This is a genomic window from Sphingobacterium sp. UBA1897, from assembly GCF_002337775.1.
Classification (GTDB): domain Bacteria; phylum Bacteroidota; class Bacteroidia; order Sphingobacteriales; family Sphingobacteriaceae; genus Sphingobacterium; species Sphingobacterium siyangense.
The window spans coordinates 1-19,504 of the sequence record NZ_DDGR01000032.1 but is presented as its reverse complement, the minus strand read 5'-3'; the positions used below and the strand labels follow the sequence as shown (position 1 = coordinate 19,504).

The 19,504-nt window shown below is 37.8% G+C and carries 21 protein-coding genes; 9 read left to right on the top strand and 12 right to left on the bottom strand.

The window, feature by feature from the left end; translation table 11 throughout:
• Window positions 1–185: 185 nt before the first annotated feature.
• The 3 genes from B4N43_RS22385 to B4N43_RS22375 all read right to left on the bottom strand — a co-directional run bounded on the left by B4N43_RS22385 (window position 186) and on the right by B4N43_RS22375 (window position 2,423).
• A complete protein-coding gene (locus B4N43_RS22385) occupies window positions 186–365 on the bottom strand; it encodes a hypothetical protein (RefSeq protein WP_286736298.1) in 180 nt (59 codons plus the stop codon).
• A 26-nt stretch (window positions 366–391) separates the two neighbouring features.
• Window positions 392–1,933: a DHA2 family efflux MFS transporter permease subunit gene (locus tag B4N43_RS22380; protein ID WP_088161261.1), complete on the bottom strand. Its 1,542-nt coding sequence runs from the start codon at window positions 1,931–1,933 to the stop codon at window positions 392–394.
• Between the two features lie 229 nt (window positions 1,934–2,162).
• Window positions 2,163–2,423, bottom strand: a complete 261-nt coding sequence (locus B4N43_RS22375; protein WP_286736296.1) for a hypothetical protein — start codon at window positions 2,421–2,423, stop codon at window positions 2,163–2,165.
• 316 nt (window positions 2,424–2,739) lie between these two features.
• Between B4N43_RS22375 and B4N43_RS22370 the strand changes: the two genes are divergently transcribed.
• The 8 genes from B4N43_RS22370 to B4N43_RS22335 all read left to right on the top strand — a co-directional run bounded on the left by B4N43_RS22370 (window position 2,740) and on the right by B4N43_RS22335 (window position 7,173).
• Window positions 2,740–3,336, top strand: coding sequence for a TetR/AcrR family transcriptional regulator (locus B4N43_RS22370; protein WP_075992212.1), 597 nt, complete (start codon window positions 2,740–2,742; stop codon window positions 3,334–3,336).
• A 100-nt stretch (window positions 3,337–3,436) separates the two neighbouring features.
• Window positions 3,437–3,871, top strand: coding sequence for a GNAT family N-acetyltransferase (locus B4N43_RS22365; RefSeq protein WP_075992211.1), 435 nt, complete (start codon window positions 3,437–3,439; stop codon window positions 3,869–3,871).
• A 52-nt stretch (window positions 3,872–3,923) separates the two neighbouring features.
• Window positions 3,924–4,376, top strand: a complete 453-nt coding sequence (locus B4N43_RS22360; RefSeq protein WP_286736294.1) for a VOC family protein — start codon at window positions 3,924–3,926, stop codon at window positions 4,374–4,376.
• 15 nt (window positions 4,377–4,391) lie between these two features.
• Entirely contained in the window at window positions 4,392–4,520 is a 129-nt protein-coding gene (locus B4N43_RS22355; RefSeq protein ID WP_286736292.1) for a hypothetical protein, read from the top strand.
• Between the two features lie 140 nt (window positions 4,521–4,660).
• The gene (locus B4N43_RS22350; protein WP_286736289.1) at window positions 4,661–5,200 is read left to right on the top strand and encodes a hypothetical protein; all 540 of its coding nucleotides are present in this window, start codon (window positions 4,661–4,663) and stop codon (window positions 5,198–5,200) included.
• Window positions 5,201–5,210: 10 nt separating this feature from the next.
• Entirely contained in the window at window positions 5,211–5,741 is a 531-nt protein-coding gene (locus B4N43_RS22345; protein WP_075992208.1) for a DinB family protein, read from the top strand.
• A 67-nt stretch (window positions 5,742–5,808) separates the two neighbouring features.
• A complete protein-coding gene (locus B4N43_RS22340) occupies window positions 5,809–6,282 on the top strand; it encodes a PaaI family thioesterase (protein WP_286736287.1) in 474 nt (157 codons plus the stop codon).
• Between the two features lie 42 nt (window positions 6,283–6,324).
• The gene (locus tag B4N43_RS22335; RefSeq protein WP_286736284.1) at window positions 6,325–7,173 is read left to right on the top strand and encodes an alpha/beta fold hydrolase; all 849 of its coding nucleotides are present in this window, start codon (window positions 6,325–6,327) and stop codon (window positions 7,171–7,173) included.
• Here the strand turns inward: B4N43_RS22335 and B4N43_RS22330 are convergent.
• On the bottom strand, window positions 7,170–7,343 hold the full coding sequence (locus B4N43_RS22330) for a hypothetical protein (protein WP_286736282.1): 174 nt from the start codon (window positions 7,341–7,343) through the stop codon (window positions 7,170–7,172). The two genes, B4N43_RS22335 and B4N43_RS22330, sit on opposite strands and share 4 nt — an antisense overlap.
• Before the next feature lie 180 nt (window positions 7,344–7,523).
• Here B4N43_RS22330 and B4N43_RS22325 point away from each other — a divergent pair, with 180 nt between their 5' ends.
• A complete protein-coding gene (locus B4N43_RS22325; RefSeq protein WP_075992204.1) occupies window positions 7,524–8,666 on the top strand; it encodes a TlpA family protein disulfide reductase in 1,143 nt (380 codons plus the stop codon).
• Between the two features lie 349 nt (window positions 8,667–9,015).
• Here B4N43_RS22325 and B4N43_RS22320 read toward each other — a convergent pair whose 3' ends face one another.
• From B4N43_RS22320 to B4N43_RS22285, 8 genes are all read right to left on the bottom strand, one after another.
• Window positions 9,016–10,068, bottom strand: coding sequence for a DUF5694 domain-containing protein (locus tag B4N43_RS22320; RefSeq protein ID WP_088161254.1), 1,053 nt, complete (start codon window positions 10,066–10,068; stop codon window positions 9,016–9,018).
• 355 nt (window positions 10,069–10,423) lie between these two features.
• Window positions 10,424–11,575 carry an FAD-dependent oxidoreductase gene (locus tag B4N43_RS22315; RefSeq protein ID WP_286736276.1) on the bottom strand — a complete coding sequence of 384 codons (1,152 nt, stop codon included), beginning with the start codon at window positions 11,573–11,575 and terminating at the stop codon, window positions 10,424–10,426.
• Between the two features lie 35 nt (window positions 11,576–11,610).
• Complete coding sequence (locus B4N43_RS22310) at window positions 11,611–12,366, bottom strand: helix-turn-helix domain-containing protein (protein WP_286736274.1); 756 nt, start codon at window positions 12,364–12,366, stop codon at window positions 11,611–11,613.
• Window positions 12,367–12,499: 133 nt separating this feature from the next.
• Window positions 12,500–12,868: a nuclear transport factor 2 family protein gene (locus B4N43_RS22305; protein WP_075992200.1), complete on the bottom strand. Its 369-nt coding sequence runs from the start codon at window positions 12,866–12,868 to the stop codon at window positions 12,500–12,502.
• Between the two features lie 178 nt (window positions 12,869–13,046).
• Window positions 13,047–14,240, bottom strand: coding sequence for an MFS transporter (locus B4N43_RS22300; protein ID WP_075992199.1), 1,194 nt, complete (start codon window positions 14,238–14,240; stop codon window positions 13,047–13,049).
• A 90-nt stretch (window positions 14,241–14,330) separates the two neighbouring features.
• The gene (locus B4N43_RS22295; RefSeq protein ID WP_145330374.1) at window positions 14,331–15,290 is read right to left on the bottom strand and encodes a helix-turn-helix domain-containing protein; all 960 of its coding nucleotides are present in this window, start codon (window positions 15,288–15,290) and stop codon (window positions 14,331–14,333) included.
• 138 nt (window positions 15,291–15,428) lie between these two features.
• Complete coding sequence (locus tag B4N43_RS22290) at window positions 15,429–18,272, bottom strand: PAS domain-containing hybrid sensor histidine kinase/response regulator (protein ID WP_286736269.1); 2,844 nt, start codon at window positions 18,270–18,272, stop codon at window positions 15,429–15,431.
• Between the two features lie 1,011 nt (window positions 18,273–19,283).
• Window positions 19,284–19,504, bottom strand: a 221-nt coding sequence (locus B4N43_RS22285) for a hypothetical protein (RefSeq protein ID WP_414711930.1), incomplete at its 5' end; no start/stop codon positions are given.

The following is a 19,504-nucleotide window of genomic DNA, read 5'->3' as shown; positions in this document are numbered from 1 at the left end:
GGCGAAAAACTCAAACAGCTTAGGATCGAAATTTTGAATAAAAAAATTGCCGGCGATTGTCACGTTGACAGAAAATTAATTACCGCAGATAGTCCGTTAGCGGCTGATAAATTCGGGAAACTCTGCGCAGATGAACTTCTCGCCGATGAAAAATCAAAAATGGAAAATGGATAGCCGATTTTTTTTCAAATAAAAGGTCTATATTCTGTTTTGAAAGCACATGTGTCAAATATGCAAAATACTCCCTTGAGCTTTTGCTTCTTGATAATCACTTTATTTCCATATGCTACAGATGGCTTGGCAAGCTCCAAACCTATTCCGGCTGTACCGCCAGAAATAATAACTGAGTTGTTTTTTGTGTTCATATTCTTATTTTTTGAGATTAATTTTACTAATGATCAGCTGCTGCGACCACAATTTTTTTATTACTTTTCCGCATGGAGAAAAATAACAGCAGAGGTAGAGATAGTGCAAATGCCGCCCCGATGAAAAGATAAGCGTCGATATAACTTAACATGAAAACCTGTTTTTGCACAATCATATCCATTAGGCCGATGGCCCGATGCTGCGCATCATCATGCCCAAAACCTTTAGTTTGAAAGAGAGCTGTATACTTATTCAGTCTTTCTACCACTGAATTATTTGTGTAGGTGATGTTTGAAACTAAATCCGACCTGTGCTGGGCCATTCTTCTGACAATAAACGTATTGATGATAGAAATACCAAAAGACCCGCCGAGCTGTCTCATCATATTATTTATGGCTGTTCCCTGCGGTATATCTTCGGATCTTAATGACGAAATTGCAAGTGTAGAAAGGGGAACCGTCAGCAAAGCCATTCCCAGTGCCCTGAAAATCAAATTAACTGATATTGTCGTGAACGGGACTTCTAAAGTTACTCTGGACATCGACCAATTGAAATAGATGAAACAACAGAAGCCGATGAATACAACTAATGCAGGTGGTACACCTTTCTGTAGCGCACGCCCTGTAATTATCAGCGCAAACACGGCTATAATAGATCCAGGAAGGAGCATTAAACCAGCCATTGATGGGGTAAACTGTAAAAGCCGCTGAGCAAATACAGGGGTCAGATAAATAGAAGTAAACATCCCCATACCAGTAATAAAAGTGAGCAACGCAGAAATACTTAATGAAGGAGATCTTAAAATAGATAATTTCACCACAGGCTGTGCTGTGGTAAGTTCCCTGTAAACAAAAAGAAGAAGTGAAAGAAATGCAATAACTGCAAGTATGGTGATATACCGGGTTTCAAACCAATCTTCTGTTTCCCCACGTTCAAGAATGGTCTGTAAAGAACCAATTCCTGCGATCAATAATAAGATTCCTGCCCAGTCTATTTCTTTGACCTTTTTTCTGGTTGGCGACTCCGGAAGAATCCGATAACAGATAATAGCCGTAATGATGCCGATAGGAATATTAATATAAAAAATCCATTCCCAGGAAAAGTTATCAATTATGTGTCCACCAAGTGTTGGCCCGATCGTCGGTCCGATAAAAACACCGATACCAAACAGGGCACTCGCAATATTTTGTTTTTCTTTTGGAAAGCATTCGTAGACCACCGTCGCAGAGACAGAGAGTAATGCCCCTCCGCCGATACCCTGAAAAAAGCGAAAAGCCACCAGCTCCCATATACCTGAAGCGTTGCCACACATAAAAGAACATAATGTAAACAGTACAAGGGAGCCGATATAGTAGTTTCTTCGCCCCAGGTTATTCACAAGAAAACCCGTCATCGGAATAATGATAACGTTTGCGATGCCGTAAGAAGTCACCACCCAAGAAGTATCTTCCAATGTTGCCCCCAAGCTTCCGCTCATATGATTGATTGCCACATTGACAATAGACGTATCAATCAATTCCATGATAGCCGCTGATATAACGGTGATGATCAAAAGTATTCGATTCATTTTTTTATTTATAATTATTTAAACAATTATATACCATTCGGTATATAATTGTTTAAATAAAATCATTAAGATAGTTAAGGTTGTTTTTGTATTGTTGCCCCGGCTGTTGTTTCCGAATCCAAGTTAGCCCATCGACTTGTAGATGGGCAGATATATTAGTAAACATATTCCAACTTTAAAGGCCTCCATGTGCCTCGATCGTTAATTTTAAGAGATTGTTCATAAATTATTATCGTATTATTTTGTGGCCATACAAAGTTGAAGCATCATTTATACATTTATTGATTCGGTTGTACACAATCGAGATGTTACCCTGAAATACTGCAACTGCCGATTCATTCCGCTCGGAAAAATTACCGTATATCGGTCCTTTAGTCAGTTTAGTCACTTCCTGAATATCAGTTAACGCCGTATTTTCATATCCTTTAATATGGAATACCTGTGCTGATCTCTGAATGATAATTTCTCTTGTTTTTTCTGCTTTTGGCATCTTGATAATTACTATTGACAAAAACTTTAATCGTGTACAAATATATAAAAATATAATACCGTTCGGTATATTATTTCATAATTTTATTGATTTGTTACAGACGTTTATCTTCTGTAATGTGCATTTTAAGCCGCTTTAAACGATGTAAAAAACTTTTAGATTCAAGTAAGGGAAAAAACTCTCGGTTTGTTTACCAATTATAGAAGTTAATTAAAGACTCCACATTTGAGGCATTATCCAAATAATCTTTTTTAAAAAAAAAGACCGGTCGTTCTATTTTTTTAATTAACTTTGTTCTGGGCAAGAATTATCACTGATGAAAACTCAAAAATCCGAAAATACCAAACAGCTGATCATAGAGAAAACTTCGACCGTTTTTAATGTGAAAGGCTATGCGGGTACATCCATAAAAGATGTAATGAGCGCCACTGGTCTTTCGAAAGGTTGCGTTTATGGTAATTTTGAGAATAAGGATGAGATTGCATTAAGCGTATTTGACTATAATTTTGCTAAGGTAACGCAGCATATGAAAGAACGTATTTTAGCAACTAAAGATTCACTTGAAAGGTTGTTGGTTTATCCTCATACCTATAAAAACTATTTCAGGTATCCGTATTTACAGGCAGGATGCCCTATTTTAAATACTGCCACGGAGGCTGATGATACACATCCGGCACTGCAGAAACGCGTACAAAAAGCCCTGGCATTTTGGAAAACATCTATCGAAAATCAAATCAAACGCGGCATAGAGAGAAATGAAATAAAAGCAGATACCGACCCTACCGAAATTGCTGTAGTGATGATCTCGATGATCGAAGGTGCTTTTATGCAGGCAAAGGTCAACAAGCATATGACAGAGCTTAATATAGCAATGTCCTATTTAGAGAGAATGATCAGGAATCTGAAAGCATAATTTTTTTTTGCTTATGAAAAGACCGATCGGTTTATTTCAATAAATATTATACTAAAAAACGAATAGAATATCATTAAAACTAAATTACCATCTTAAAGTTATGCCAACACAAATCAGGCTCGCAACAACCGGAGATTATCCAGGAATCATGGAAATCTGGGAATCCGCTGTAAGAGCAACTCACGACTTTTTGCTTGAGGAAGATCTTTCCTTCTTTAAACGAGCTATTCCAAAGGATTATCTCCCTAACCTCGAAGTATTTATCCTTATTGAAAACGGGAAATCTATCGGATTTTCATCGGTATCAGAAGGAAACCTCGAAATGCTTTTTATTCACAATGACTACCGTAGCAAAGGATATGGAAAGCATCTATTTCAATTTATGGATGAAACGCAAGGCATTACAAAGGTTGATGTTAATGAGCAAAATTATCAGGCTAGAGGATTTTATGAAAAATTAGGGTTCAGAGAAGCAGGGAGATCCGAAAAAGATGGCTCTGGTAAAGATTATCCGATTATTCATATGCTAAGATGAAATGGTCATAATTATGACAACACTATAATTATTAATAATAAAATATATAAAAATGATTGAAGGATTATATGAGACACACATTCAAGTAAGCAACTTGGAAAACGCAGTTCAGTTCTATACTCAAATATTGGGACTTGAGTTTGCGCACTATGATGAAACCCGGCCGATTGCGTTTCTTTGGATCGGAGAAAATAAAAAGGCCATGCTCGGACTTTGGGAACAACAAGGAGATCTCCATAAAACACATTTTGCATTCAGCTGTTCCAAAGATTTTATTTTAAATAACGCAAATACTTTTTTAGATAAAAACGGATTAAAAGCCTATAATTTTCTCAAAAATGGAAGCGATGAACCAATGGTTTTTGCCTGGATGCCCGCACTTGCTCTTTATTTTGACGATCCGGACGGAAATCAACTCGAATTTATCCATATTCTAAAAGGTAAATGTCAGCCAGAACTTGGCGTACTTAGCTACAAAGAATGGCAAAAAATCAATTCACTTTAATAGATTAGATACCATATGAATACAGAAGACGATTATTTGGAAATAAGCAGGGAATCTTGGAATACCAGCACAGAAGCTCATATCCATTCTGATTTTTATGACCTGGATGTCTCAAAAAAGAATCTTGTAGATACGGAGCAATAAAATTTTATATTGTCCTTAAATTAAAATAAGCTATTTCTTCAAATTATATGTTTTTCAGGTTAATAATTCTTTATCTGTCATTTCTTCCATTTGCTGTTCATGCTCAAAATAGGTATGTATTTTTTTTGCATAATAAATTTTTGGAAGAAAATCCGTTAAATGCGCATCATCCTAAATACGGACCAGCGGCATATACAGCTATTTTAGAAAAACTTCAATCTAAAAATTCTGTCATAATATCTGAAAAAAGAAAGGCCGGCACTAATCCCAAGAAATATGCAAAAAAAATGATTCTTAAAATTGACAGCTTACACAACGATGGAGTTCCTTATGACCATATTTCAATTGTTGGAACGTCTCAGGGAGGTTATATAGCTCAATATATCTCCTATTATGCCAAAAATTCAGAGTTGAAATTTGTTTTTATTGGCTCAAGCTTTAAAAATGATTCGATGAATAAAGATCAAAAGCTCAGGCTCTACGGGAAGATTTTATCGATTAATGAAAAAACCGATGTTGACGCTGAGTTATTATCAAGGCAACTTAGGTTTAAAAATTCTGATTTAAAATCTTTTAAAGAAATTACTCTCAACACAGGTCTGGAACACGGTTTTCTATTCAGGGCATTAGACGAGTGGATAATACCTGCCAAAGAATGGATAAGCAGTAATAACCTATAAATTTATAGTAATGAAAGAAGTAAAGCCACAATCATTTGTCAGATGGTTCGATCGACAATTTGATTCAAATACAGGCTCGGAATATTTTGACGAATTTCTAAAACTCCTTGAAGATTTTCCGGCTGTTTTAAATCAAGTGCTGAAAAGTTGTCCTACAGAAGTTTCAACCCGCAAAATGGGAGATAAATGGTCTGTCAATGAGAATATAGGACATTTAATCCTTTTAGAAGATCTATGGCGAATCCGTTTTAGAGATATAATGAAAGGAAAACCGGATATGTCCACTGCCGATTTAAGCAATACAGCAACTGATCAATCTTCTTTCAACAAAATGGTGGTTGAAGAGCTTATTAACGATCTAGTCAGCGAAAGAGAAAAAACAATTGTAATGCTTCAGAAATTGAGTGAAGAAGATTTATTGAAGACAAGTATGCATCCGAGGTTACAACAACCCATGAATATCATTGACCTGATGCATTTTGTTGCAGAGCATGATTTGCATCATTTGCACACCATCAAGTCAATAATAGGAACCATGTAAAACAATATAATTTTTTATTAAAAAAAGACTGACTGGTTTATTTTATATAAATACAATAATTCTGTATATGGCAAAACTATCAATACTAGATTACCTAAATAAATTGATAAAAAGTGAAATTACCGGCGATATGCATACGCATATGCATTACCCGACACCAATATCAAAAACATTGGGCATAAACATTATAGAGGCTGGTTTAGGTACAGCGACCGTTCAGATCAATACTACAAAAGAACTGCACTGTAACCAACAGGGAACCATTCACGGAGGACTGCTTTGCGAATTGGCTGACGCAGCCATCGGAACCGCACATTCGACTCTTATTCAGGAAGACGAAACTTTTACATCCGTAGAATTGAAAATCAATTTTTACCGGCCCGTTTTCGAGGATATACTTACTGCCAAAGCATCGCCTTTGCATAATGGAAAAAACTTAAATCATTACCGATGCGATATTTTTCGCAGTGATGGCAAAACAGCAGCTATGGTAACGAGTACAGTCATGACTTTAAGAGGTGATAAAGCGAAAGGACGGTAATGCAGTTCTTATTATACAACAACATTATATACAGAAATATTCATGAATAAAACGGTCTTTAAAAGCGCTGAAGGAAAAAACAAAATTATCCGGGCTTACGACGATGCAATAACGAATTCGCCATTGAATTTGAAAACTAATGTCTTGAAAACAACTTTTGGTGACACCCATTTTTTGGAGGCAGGAAGTCAACACCAAGAAATCGTCATCTTACTGCATGGCGCGTCTTCTAATGCAACGTCATGGTTATCCGACATAGCCGAATATTCAAAACAATATAAAGTCATAGCAATAGACATTATCGGAGAGGCAGGAAAGAGTGCAGAAACCAGACCTTCTTATGAAACAAAAGATTTCGCAGAATGGCTAAAAGAGATTTTCGACAGCCTCAATATCAACAAGGCAAATATAGTCGGATTATCGCAAGGAGGATGGTTGTCATTGCGATTTGCAACAAGTTATCCTGAATTAGTTGACCGGCTGATTTTGCTGACGCCTGCAGGAATAGTTCCTACCAAAACAACATTTATCATAAAAGCCATCCTCTATTCCCTTTTGGGAACAACTGGACGTATCAAGATCAATAGACTGGTCTTGGGAAGCCAGCGTGTAGATAATAAGATTATTTCATTTATGGATTTAATACAAACCAATTTTTATGCGAGAATAGAAAAAGAATATATTTTTTCAGATGACGAACTCAGTCGTTTGACTATGCCAGTGTTATTCATCGGCGGAGAGCAGGATGTAATACGCTCTACCCAGAAAATTGCCAGGAGATTGCAAAATATTGTTACAGACTTTACCATAATAGTCATCCCGGAAATGGGACATGTTTTGACTGGATTGGCACCACGAATATTCCCTTTTTTAAACAAAACAAAACACTAATTAATTGCACTACTCTGATGAATACGCAAATAAACTAAAGTCATCTCAAGGTTCCATTTGATAACCTGGATATCTATATTCTTTCCGATGGATTTCGCTATCCATCGAATGGGCGGAAACTGTTGATAAAACCAACGATTGGATCGTTGAGCCATCTGTTGTTCTTTCATTTCCATTATTCCTCAGAGGAAAAATACCTTAAAGAATTGGATACAAATCAACAAGGTATACTTAATGCTTTCCTTACGATTGCAAATTCTTTAGAAGAATCTGGATAGATACATTAAAAAGAGCACTTATTATCACTATTTTTCATATTTTGTCTTTAACTTCAATTTAAACAAGAAATTATGACCAAGTTCCTATTCGTTCTCATTTTCACCTTTTTGGCAATCAGCAATAATTATGGCCAAAACATTCGTTTAAAATTTAAAGTCTATGCGGATACCTTACCAGCATATAGTTACGTATTAATTAATAATGATGTCTTTAAAACGGAAGTTAAAAGTGGAACTTGCGAGTTTGTAATAAACAAGATTCTTGATAAAGGTCATTTCAATTTTGCGCAACTAGCCCTATCAGACAGTGTATTCACAAACCGAGAGGATTTCTCCAGTTTTTTCCGTAGACACCAGATTTTCCCACCAAACTTCTTGTATTCTTTTATTATTGATTCCAATGATCTAACGATGGATATAAATATAAACACACATCAATTAAAAGTATATGGAAGCGATTTGAACAAACAATTTACTGAATTTGAAACCACAGCAAAAACGCTCGATTTAACCAATATTCCAGTTTTAGAGGAACAGATTAAGGGTGATAACAATAGAATGACCGAATTCCTGAAAATTTTTACAAAATATTCGGCAAATAAGCTCAGCGAAGAGCATCTCACATTTTTATTGGAATACCCTAGCTTATCTTTTTACAATTCTAGTACTGTATTCCAACATAAAGATTCGATTTATCAGCTCATTCAGCTGCTGAAGAAAGAAAACTCTCCATATTTTGACAGTGAACGGGTTTTAAAAAAATATCAGGATATGGTTACATTATATAAACCAAAAGAAAATGTACCTGTCCCCAATTTTACCATAATAAACTCGCGTGGAGAAAAAAAATATATCAGGGAACTTTACGATAGTACTGAATACCTAGTTATTGATTTTTGGGGTACATGGTGCGGCCCCTGTATAGCTCAGCACCCTGAGCTACAGCGCATCGTGAATGAATATAAGGATAATGGAAAATTTAAATTTTTAGGCATAGCTGTTAATGACAAATTTACAACATGGAAGCAGTATTTGGAAAAACATCCTTATACCTATGAAAACTACATTTTTGAGAACAGAGATTACCCCAACCTTCAAAAGGAATTGGGTATATATTCATTTCCACGCTATGTCATCGTTAATACAAAGGAAAACAGGGTTGTCCGATCCAATTTTAAAATTGATCAACTTCGTGACATATTAAATACGTTGTAACTATACTATGGTATCCGCCTGACGAACTATAGGTCAGTTGGTTTCTTGAAGTTGTGCACGTGAAGGTATTTTATATTTTTAAGGTCTCTTGATGATATTTGCTTTCATATCTTCATGCTTTTATAAGTTTTCATTAACACAAATATCGATTGTAGTACTAAGATCTATTCCCTAAAACTAATAAAATAACACACTCTCCTTATCCGGCCCTTCACTGCGCGATGCTCGAAGAGTCCGCTCATGAGAGTTCTTGCGGATTAAAGAGAATACAAATTAAAATGGTGCTGCTTAAATATGGTGCTGCTCTCGTCGATTTCCTTTTCGCTATACCAGCCTATTCTTTTTTCTACTAGTCAACTTCATTGATGTTGCTCACTTTTACAGCAGGCATCGTCTTGAAAATGTCCTGCATGTACTTTCGATGATTGGCCCCAGCTAGGACTACAACTCTTTTCGCCCCTACTACCTTAGCCCTGTTGACAACATTATGGCACATGCCCTCATTTCTCATAATCCACCAATGTATTTTTGACAGCATTTCTTCTTTGGGAAATCCATTCATATTATATAGAACAGGCAAGTAAAAATCTCCCGAGGCGGAAATCTCCGCGGCCTCATCCGTATTCAACCATTCCGTTACCCTATTTGAAGACTCTTCGACATGTGCATATTTCTCAAAACCCTTGTTAATAGCTATCAAGGCTGATTTTAACTGATTTTTAGAGGAATCGGCCATATCTTTCCTGAACAAGACAAATTTCGCGTCAAATGCTCCCCACGATGCTTGCCAATTCAGATCATAGTCCTGGCAATCCATAGCCATCAGTTCCTCGATGCCTAGCTCCTGCATCATCGGGAAGGCGATATAGGCATACTCAGAAGTTTTTAGCCTTCTCATACTTCGTCCAGTGGTATCTGCCCCAGGGCTAAGCAATTTTTCGATATCATGTTCTATTTCAGCATTAGGTTGATGCCGCAGGAAATTATAAACTTGCCAAAATTGATAATGCCCATTTGCCACATCTTGATCAAGATAATAGGCATGCGCTAAATCGACTTTTACACGATAATCATTGGGTTGCTGATTGGATCGTTTCTTCAAGCTGTCAATAGTATGCTGCAGTAATACCTCTTTTATAGGTCGATTGCTCTTAAGTTTGTTTAGCCGGTTTATATTCGGTTGTTTGCACCAATAATCCATCAGCAACCGCTCGTCTTCGCTACTCAGGAACTCGCCAAAAAAGGCGTCAGGCTTAAATTTTCTAATTTTATGATGGATGCTGGAAAAATCCTGGGTAGGATATTTACTATAATCATGGGAAACACCGATTAATAAAACCTCAATATCCTGTGCTTTTGCGTTGATCGAGATTAAGAAAAATAAATAAAAGATATACTTCATATTTTGTGCCTTCTTGTTTCGTTATTGGATGTTTCCTTATTCAGCTACACACTTGGCATTACGGTTTACAAATTAGCTTACAAGCACTTATGCCATCTACAGAATTAAAAATACAAATAAATACGTATAGTTTAATCGCATCGGCCTATAATCCTTTTTTACCCGCTAACCAGTAGCCGTGTAAAAAAACATGCCATTGGTTTTTTGTTTAATGACTTTTCTAAGCAGCTGAGCCGATTTGGCGTTACCCGTCAACACGAAGTTAGCTTCTTGCCAATCCGGGGTATTGACCATTAGGAACTTGCTTATCCACTGGATTAATCGTGGTTTTTGTTACGAAATGGCAGAGCGATGTTTACCTCCGCTCGGTAAACATCGCTAGCAAATTATCAAGTCCGTCTTCAGCGTGCAATATTTCAGTGTTTTGCAACGTATCTTTTGTTATTGCTGCCGCCCTTGCCTGCATTTGTCTTTCGTAATTTGAAATTGCAGTCTGAATATCCGGAAAATGGTCGCATGTCAGATTCTCGGCCAATTCAAAAGCATCCTGCATCGCCTGGTTTACACCCTCACCGGCATATGGCGGCATACGATGAGCTGCGTCACCAAGCATGGTCAAGTTTGATAATGTTGTCCAAGTCTGGTCTAACGGAAAGTGGTATTGTGGTCGCGGCATAAACCACATTTCATTACTTGCAAAAAGTTCATGCCATTTTTCGCTCCAGTAGGAGAACGCGACTTTAAACCAATCAAAAACCTGTTGCTTGTTATTAAAGTCAATGCCACTTTCCTGCGTCCAATTTTCGGGAACTTTACAACCGGTATAAAACGATAAACTGCCCTCTCCTTTTGCACTTAAAATAATGGATTGTCCGTTTCCAAGCGCAAAGACTTTTCCGCCTTTTGTTATTTCCCAAAGTTTCGGTGTGTTTTTTTCGGCCTCGTAGATATTTCCTTCAACAATTGTAACGCCAGAATAAATCGGCTTAATATCGGTTAGGTAAGGGCGAATTTTTGAGTTTGCACCGTCGGCTGCAATGACAAGGTCAGCGTAAAAAGATTTTCCGTTTTTGAAATGCAGCAGCCAGCCATGATCCTGTTTTACCATTGAAATAAACTGACTGTCCCAAACAATGGTATCTTCATGCAGTGCGTTTATTAAAATATCACGCAAAGGGGCACGATCAATTTCAGGGCGATCTTCCTGATCCTTATCTTGAAGCTCGTGCTCATCCATTTTGATAATGGCCTGCTCGTCCAACACCCTTAAACGTCCCGCGTCGGGTCGAAAACTAGCTTTAAATTCGTTCATCAAATTTGCTCTTCGAAGAGCTTCCAAACCACTTTCTTCGTGCAGATCCAGTGTGGCTCCCTGCTGGCGAACTTCTTTATTGCTATCACGTTCATATACGGTTACATTTACTCCTTTTAATTGTAAGAGTTTGGCTAATGTGAGTCCGCCAGGACCACCGCCAACAATTGCAACTTTCTTGTCTTGTAATTTCATATCCAGTAAAATTTATTTTTTTTGACTGAACAAAATTACGTGGGCCTGAGCGTTGAAAATTGTATAAAACGCTCATTTTGGTTCTTCAACAGTTCTTTTGGTGAAACACCAGCAAGTTTCTTGACTTCTTTAATAAAATGGGATTGATCGGCAAAGTTTTGTTGTGGAAACAATTTGCCTTCTTTGATATGCTGAAAGGAAGCACGGAAGCGGATAATATTGCAATATGCTTTTGCCGTAAGTCCAAACTGCTGATCGAAATAACGGTTGATTTGTTGCCGACTCCAAAACGATTGCGCGGCAAGTTCTTTAATTGTAATCGCCCCGTTTGATGCATAAATGAGGTCGAACAGTGTCCGTTTCCTGTTGTCAACTTCAAGCGGCAAAAGCGACTGTATTTTATTTGTCGCTTTCGCACAGAACGAATCAAAGTTATTCAGGTCGTCGGCACTAAAGTTCCAAAAATTGGGAGGCAAGAGAGTTGCCCTATCCACCAAGTTGACGATGTTGGTCTGAAAAACAGATTGGACTGCAAGCGGGTTAAAACTGACGGCGTAAGTCTGTCGCAAAGGCGCAATGATAGCCTTCCCCGGCTGAGTTTGGATACCCAAAAGCGTCACGTGGAAAGACTCTGTTGCAGATTGCGTGAAAAATAGATCAACTCTTCCGTCTGGCAATACTACAACCTCTCTATTACAATCCGATTGGTTTTGTAAAAGCCAAAAGCTTTCAACAAAATCCGCTAACGACTTGTCAGGTTTTATTGCTTGGTATTTTAATTCATTTTCCATTGTTTTAGTCCGTTTATAAGCCATAACCTTCCTCTCAAAATTTATTACGGCACATCAGGTTAAAAGTCCCACACCTCCAATCAAAATTAAGGATTATTATATAATCAAATATGAAATAGATCAAACACTAAGCCTATTCGGATGAGGGTAGCGGCAATCCTTGTTTTTCAATGACAAATGCTTTAAGCTCTGCCATTTTTCCATCTTCGAATCGCCAAATGTCGCAATAATCGAAATGATCATATTTTCCGTCCTTATTTCTCAACCGAATTTCTCCGGTCACCATAACAAAATCACCTTCCTCAATAGATTTTTCCACATCAAAAACCGGCGGTTCCTGATAGAACTCTTTCAAATAAGCGCGAACTTCTTCTTTCCCATGGAGAATACGCTCACCTATAAAAACCCATTTCGTCTCTGCAGTACAATAAGCTAAGAAGCTTTCATAATCTCCTTTGGCAATAAATTCATTGGCTGTGTGTAAAATCGTTATATTTTTCATTTTCAGCTAGTTGTTTTGAATCATCAATTTTTGTCGGTCCACACGTTTTAAATGTTATAGTGATCAGTATGATACGCCGCTACGTTCATAAAACCACTCAGGGGAACAAGTTGTTTTAAACGATGAAATAAGATATATTCAATGCTATGACGAACTACAGAGATCAGCATTTAAGTAACTACTTCTCTTTCCTAAAAACAAATATCGCGCAAATCGCTGCCAGTAAAAGGCACCCGCCGAACACCTGGAATGCGCTTTCCAGACCGATATTGATAATCAGGCTCAGTAAAAGGCTCCCAAGGCCATAACCCGAGAAAAGAAAGAATGCAAAAAGTCCTGTCGCCGCTCCTTTTTGCGCACTGAATGTGGTGACAATAGCAGCAAACAAAGGATGCGAGAGGTCAAATCCGAGTGAAAGTAAAGCCACTAAAACACAGGATGCTGCAAGATTTAGATTTTGGCTGAGCAGCAATACGGTAAGTGCCCCCAAAAATAAACCTAAAGGTATTATTCTCTGTCTTCCATAGTGGTCCGCAAGCTTTCCGAGTAGTGGACCTAATAATAGGCCCGGAATACCATACCCCAACAAGGCTAGCCCAATCTGTAATTCGTCGAGGCCATAGTTTCTATAGAAAAAATAAGCCAGCCAGGCAAAAATACCACCATGGAACATCCCGTTAAACAAAACATAGAAATAGGTATGCCTAGCTCTTCCGCTCGACAGGATATTACAGAAGACGAGGAAAATGTTCTCCTTAACTCCACGGATCATCTCATTTGCTTTAAATATGTCCTTTTGATACATGACAATCAGCAACAAAATAAGCAGCGCGATGCTCGCGACGCCAATAAAAAGCCATTGCCAACCGACTAGCGATGTGATCAAAGCGCCTGCGCTGGATCCGAAAGCTGTGCCACCTGCCATGTTACCAAAGAATATCCCAAGCGCGTGCCCCCGTTTTTCGTACGGGTACCGATCGCTGATCCAGCTAATGGTTGTGGGGGCAATACCGGCGGCACCGATGCCGGTCAGCAAACGAAGGAAAATCATCTGGTTAATTCCATGGGCGTAAGCGGTCAGTAATGTCAATACAGAAAAGATGACTAGGCACAGCGTAATTATCCGGAACCTGCCAAAGCGATCACTTAGAGGCGCATATACCAATGTAAACAATCCATAGCCGAGCAGGTAAGATGGTTCAATAAAACTTACATGCCGGGTAGTCGTACCAAACTGTTCGGATAGCAGTGGAAGCAATGGCGCGACCATGAATCCCTGAAAAAAAACAATGAAAGTTGCCAAAGAAAGAATATAAACCGGGAACATAGATACGTCTGTGGCCGTTCTGTCATTTGTAATTAATTTGTACATTTCTATTATTTGTTAAATGATACAAATTTCAAGAATGTTCGCCGCAGAAGACTTATACGGATTGAGGCGATAATTGGACTTTTTATCGATTTAAATAGTAAGTGGACTTTTCATAAGTTGCAAAGCGTCTTGACGGTATGCTGTAGGAGTTAGACCCGTCATCTTTTTAAAAAACCGGTTAAAATAATTTGCTTCATTAAATTGTAATAGATCAGCTATTTCTGACACCTGCAGATCGGTGTGTGTTAAAAGACTTTTTGCTTCCAGCACTAGCTTTTCATTAATATGAAACAACGCCGTGCGCCCGGTATATTTTTTTACTAAAAAATTCAAATGGCTAGCTGTGAGATTCAGTTCATCTGCGATTTTTCGAACCGTTGGCCTTCCTTCTTTTCGTATATCGGGGGCGTCAATAGCATAAGCATCGAGCACTTTTCTAAACTTGACCATCAGGGAGGCCTGTTTTAACTGAAAAGGAGTTTTTACCTCCTTATCTTTATAATACAGACGACGGATTTGGATAAGCAATACCTTTAATAAAGTTTGCATCATTTCAAAATTATCCTCCTGTCCCGATTTCATTTCAAGAAGCAGCGTTTCGGCTGTATGCGATACCTTGTCCATATCTTGCTGCGAAAGCCTCAGAAGTGAATTGGCCCCACGCATAAAAAATGGGTAATCTTTTTCAAATTTGGGTTTTAGAGGGTCTATTCCAGCAAATTCGGACGTAAAACAAATGAGATAGCCATAAATCGTTTCCTCACGCTGCCAGCTTTCCATTTTACCGGGATATGCAAAGTAAATACTGTTAGCTGAAGTATAGATGGTTTCGTCAGGAAGCAGGAATCTGGGCCCCTGTGTCTTGCAGATTAAAATACGAAAAAAATTACCTCGGAAAAGCGGCATGAAAAGCAATTTGCCTTTTGCCTGGTCTTCAATCCGCATGACGTTAAATAAATCATTCACAGCTGTGCCAATCCTAAAAGTATCGAAAAATTGACTAATGGTATCGAGCCATGGAATTAAAGCCTGTGTCTTTTTGTTTTTCATGCATTAAAGAAATCTATCAAATTTAGCCAATAGCGCGCTATAAAATAAAGGAATTATCAACTTTGACTTAGCGACAAGTTTAAACCTCGTTAACCCGAATAGCCATTATTGACTAAATCATATACAAGTCTTTCATACCTAGTTATTGCTGTCATTTATCAACCATTTTCTCAAAAGCTCCAGCAATGTTTCTTTAACAAAAGGCTTCACAGCAAAATCATCCATTCCACACGAAATGCACCTTTCCTTTTCGTCCTTAATATTACTGGCTGTCAATGCTATAATTGGCGTATGTATCCTCCCCTCTTCATTTCTTCTAATCAATCCAGTTAACTCATAACCATTCATTTCAGGCATCTGTATATCCATGAAGACCAAATCAGGCCTATTCTCCTTGAACAATTCAAATCCCATTACCCCATCGACCGCCTCTATGATTTCCACATTGGGAAGAACATTCTGTACAATGGTTCTAGTAAGCAACATATTAAATTTGTTGTCTTCAATAATTAAAATCTTGTATTTTCTTTCCAAAAAGGCCGTTTCTTTTTCGGCATATTTGATCGTTTCTTCATCCTGCTGTAATGCAGCAACTAATGTTGAATACAGTTGATCTACTTTAACTGGTTTATTAATACAATGAATAATATGGCTGCTTTCAGCAATACGGGCTGGGTTGGTCTCAAGGACGGATAACATTAAAACTACGGGCTGTCCAACTCCTTTGTAGAGTGACTTTTCCCTAATTTTTTTTATCGTATCGATACCGTTCATTATAGGTAGATCATTATCAATAATAATCGCATCATACCGCTCACCTTTGGCCAACATTTGAAGAACTTCAAATCCGTTATCGGCCAACGAGACATTAACTTTCTTCAAATACAACATCAATGCAATATTAGCTCGATCGGCATCTTGTCGGGCAACTATCATAACCTTTAAGGATTCTAAAAGTTTCCATTCATACACATCCCCCTTTTGCGACCTTAATGTTATTTCAAAATAAAATTGACTCCCTTTCCCATATTCGCTCTCCAATTTTAGTTTACTATCCATCATTTTTAGCAATTGATTTGAAATACTAAGTCCAAGCCCTGTTCCGCCAAATCTCTTGCTTATTGAAGCATCTTCTTGAGAAAATGCTTCAAATATTTTTTGCTGTTTTTCTGGTTTAATACCTATTCCGCTGTCCGTTACACTGAAGCGCAGCGTGGTGGAGTTTTCGTCCGAGGATAGTACATCGACATGTAGTGCAACACTTCCCTTGTCCGTAAATTTTATTGCATTACTTAGAAGATTCATGAGCACCTGTTTGAGTCGAAGTGAGTCAACCCAAACATAATGCGGTAGCGATTCTGATAAATTTACCCGAAAATCCAATTTCTTGGCCTTCCACTGAAAGTCAATCAAACTTGTAACCTGAGCAAACATCTCATACAAATCATTTTTTTCAATCGAAAGCTCCAATTTGCCGGCTTCAATTTTAGAAAAATCAAGTATATCGTTTATGATGCTCAAAAGAAGATTAGCAGACTGATCGACAATAGAAACATATTCTTTTTGTGTATCGTCTAGTTTTGTTCGACTCATCAAATCCGTAAAACCTATAATTCCGTTAAGAGGTGTACGAATTTCATGACTCATATTAGCGAGAAACTCTGACTTCGCCACGCTACCCTGGTCAGCAAGCTTTTTAGCTTTCTCTAATTCTTCTCTTTGAAGAACAATCTTCGTGATGTCTGTGGCAATGCCAAGATAACCTATAATCTGACCAGAAATATCGCGCATTGCAGTGACTGCTAGAGATACGTAAAGTCGCGTAAAATCTTTTTTTATATAAGTCCATTCTCTTTGCTCGGATCCGTAGCGCTCTGCCATCTCGACAAACACCCTAAATTCACTAATCGGATACCCAAATTTACTTTCAAGTTCCTTCGCTCGATCTTTAACTTCCCTACTGCTATGAAATAATGTCGGCGTAATTTTACCGATCACTTCATTACCTTTATACTCTAATAAATTTTCTGCGCCCCGGTTGAAAAGTGTTATCAACCCTTCTGCGTCAGTTGCTATGATAGCGACTGCAGTAGTGGCATTCAACACATCTTCGAGCAATTTCTTAGAACGAATCGATTCCGCCTCAGAACGTTTACGTTTATCAATATCCTGAAAAGTGCCATATAGTCGAACGCACTTCCCTTTTTCAAAAGTTGCTTTCCCTAGTGCTCTAACCCACAAGCTTGTACCCTGATAGGTATCAATTTCTAATTCAAGATCCCATGAAGCTCCTGTAGCGATTGCACTATTGATAGCCTGAACAATTTTAATCCTATGTTGAGGATTTTTATAAAACTCAATTGCTGTTTTAATAGTTGGACGATAATCCTTTGGAACCCCATGAATAATCTTTGTCATTTCAGACCAATCGATATAATCATCAACTAAATCATACTCCCAGCTCCCCACTCTGGCCACCTGACTGGTCATGTCTAGTGTAGATTTCGCATATTCCAATTTACTAGTTAACTGGAGGCGCTGGTTTTTCTCTTGAAGTAAGCCAAGAACTTCTGTGCACAATAATGAAAAAAGAGTCTGTTGATTATCAGAAAGCTTGTTTGAGCTACTATCCATAACGCTTAAAAAACCAACTATTTTTCCTTCGTGATTGATGAGTGGTGCTTCATAATAATACAGTATTCCAAAATTCTGGAAAATCACTGAATTGCGCTGCGAAGGAAGTTCATTGCTAAGGTCTGGAAATTCTAGCGTGCCGTTGTCATTAAACACATAGTCCAAAAATACTTTATCGATACTTATATTTCCATCGACATCATGAAAATAGGTCCGTACAAAATTTTTACTGTTGTCGAATAAAGTCAACACCGCCATTTCCGTATTACAAATCAATTTCGCTTTAAGGAGCACTCCAAAAAGATCTTTCTTAATCATGTCAGCGACTAACTTATAATCATTATCCATGATGAGGTGGTCACTGTTATCGTTTTTAGGGTACCTTTGATTCTGCATAAGGTTGTAATATGCTATAGAAATTTAAAGTTTATAACAAAACAACAATTTTATTTGAATAGTTTTTTAATAAAAAAAGAATTAATTCAAATTAAAATATTTTGGAGAACTAGGCATACGCGGAATCATGCGTCATCTGTTCCCTTATATTCCATTACATCAAAGACTTTGATCTGCTCCGCATACATATCAACCGTTGGCTAAAGCCGGGCGGCAGTTTTGTGTTTTCTGTTGAGTATCCGATATTCACTACTAGACCCGACCAAGACTGAATCTACGATGCAGCCGCAAACAAGTTGTACTGGCCCGTAGACCATTACTTTGGAGAAGCAAGGCGGGAAACACACTTTTTACAAAACAATGTAATAAAATAACATAGGACACTTACCACATACCTTACAACCCTGCTGGCCCATAACTTTGCGATCAACTTAGTTACTGGACCACAGCCTAACATGGAGATGGTTAACCATGTTGCCTGAATGGCAGACGAACTCAAAAGCCCTATGATACTGATTGTGTCGGCACAAAAAAGGCCGGAATAAACCAGCCCTGATATATATAGTTATGATCCCAATAATGGGTAGTCGGTTTCAAAAAAATGCTGGCCTAACAAGTGCAAATCAAGCCAGCAAAAGCAATCTTCTCATTTTTCGTATAAGAAACAATTGTAATGTCTTACTCGTTTGAAAAAAATAAAAAAACCTTGAGGAGGGGATCTCAAGGTTTTTACTACCTGTTATTAACCTAATTTATGAAAGTACTCTTATAACAATGGTTAGTTCGCCTTCGTTTGATCTTTTTATAAAAAAGTTGAGTTCGTATTCCCTGCTTCACAATTATTTTATTTAAATGAGAGCTTATTCAAAATGGTATTGTCTAAGACCAACTTAACCTATAAAAAAGAAAAAGGCCACTTAGACAGTATCCAAGTGACCTTAAAATCTTATATTGTAATCTGTTTTATTTTCCTTTAGCCTTCTCTGCCTCGATCTGCTTTACAAACTCTACAGTGACGTCCGCTAATTCGGCTATCTCCGATATCGAAAACTTATTCGAAGACAAAAGATTTTTTATTACTTCCGCCTTCCCTTCGGCTTTTCCTTCGGCTTTTCCTTCAGCTTTTCCCTCAGCCATTGCTTTTTCGCGCGCTCGTTTCAATTGCTCCTCCTGACTACTTCGGA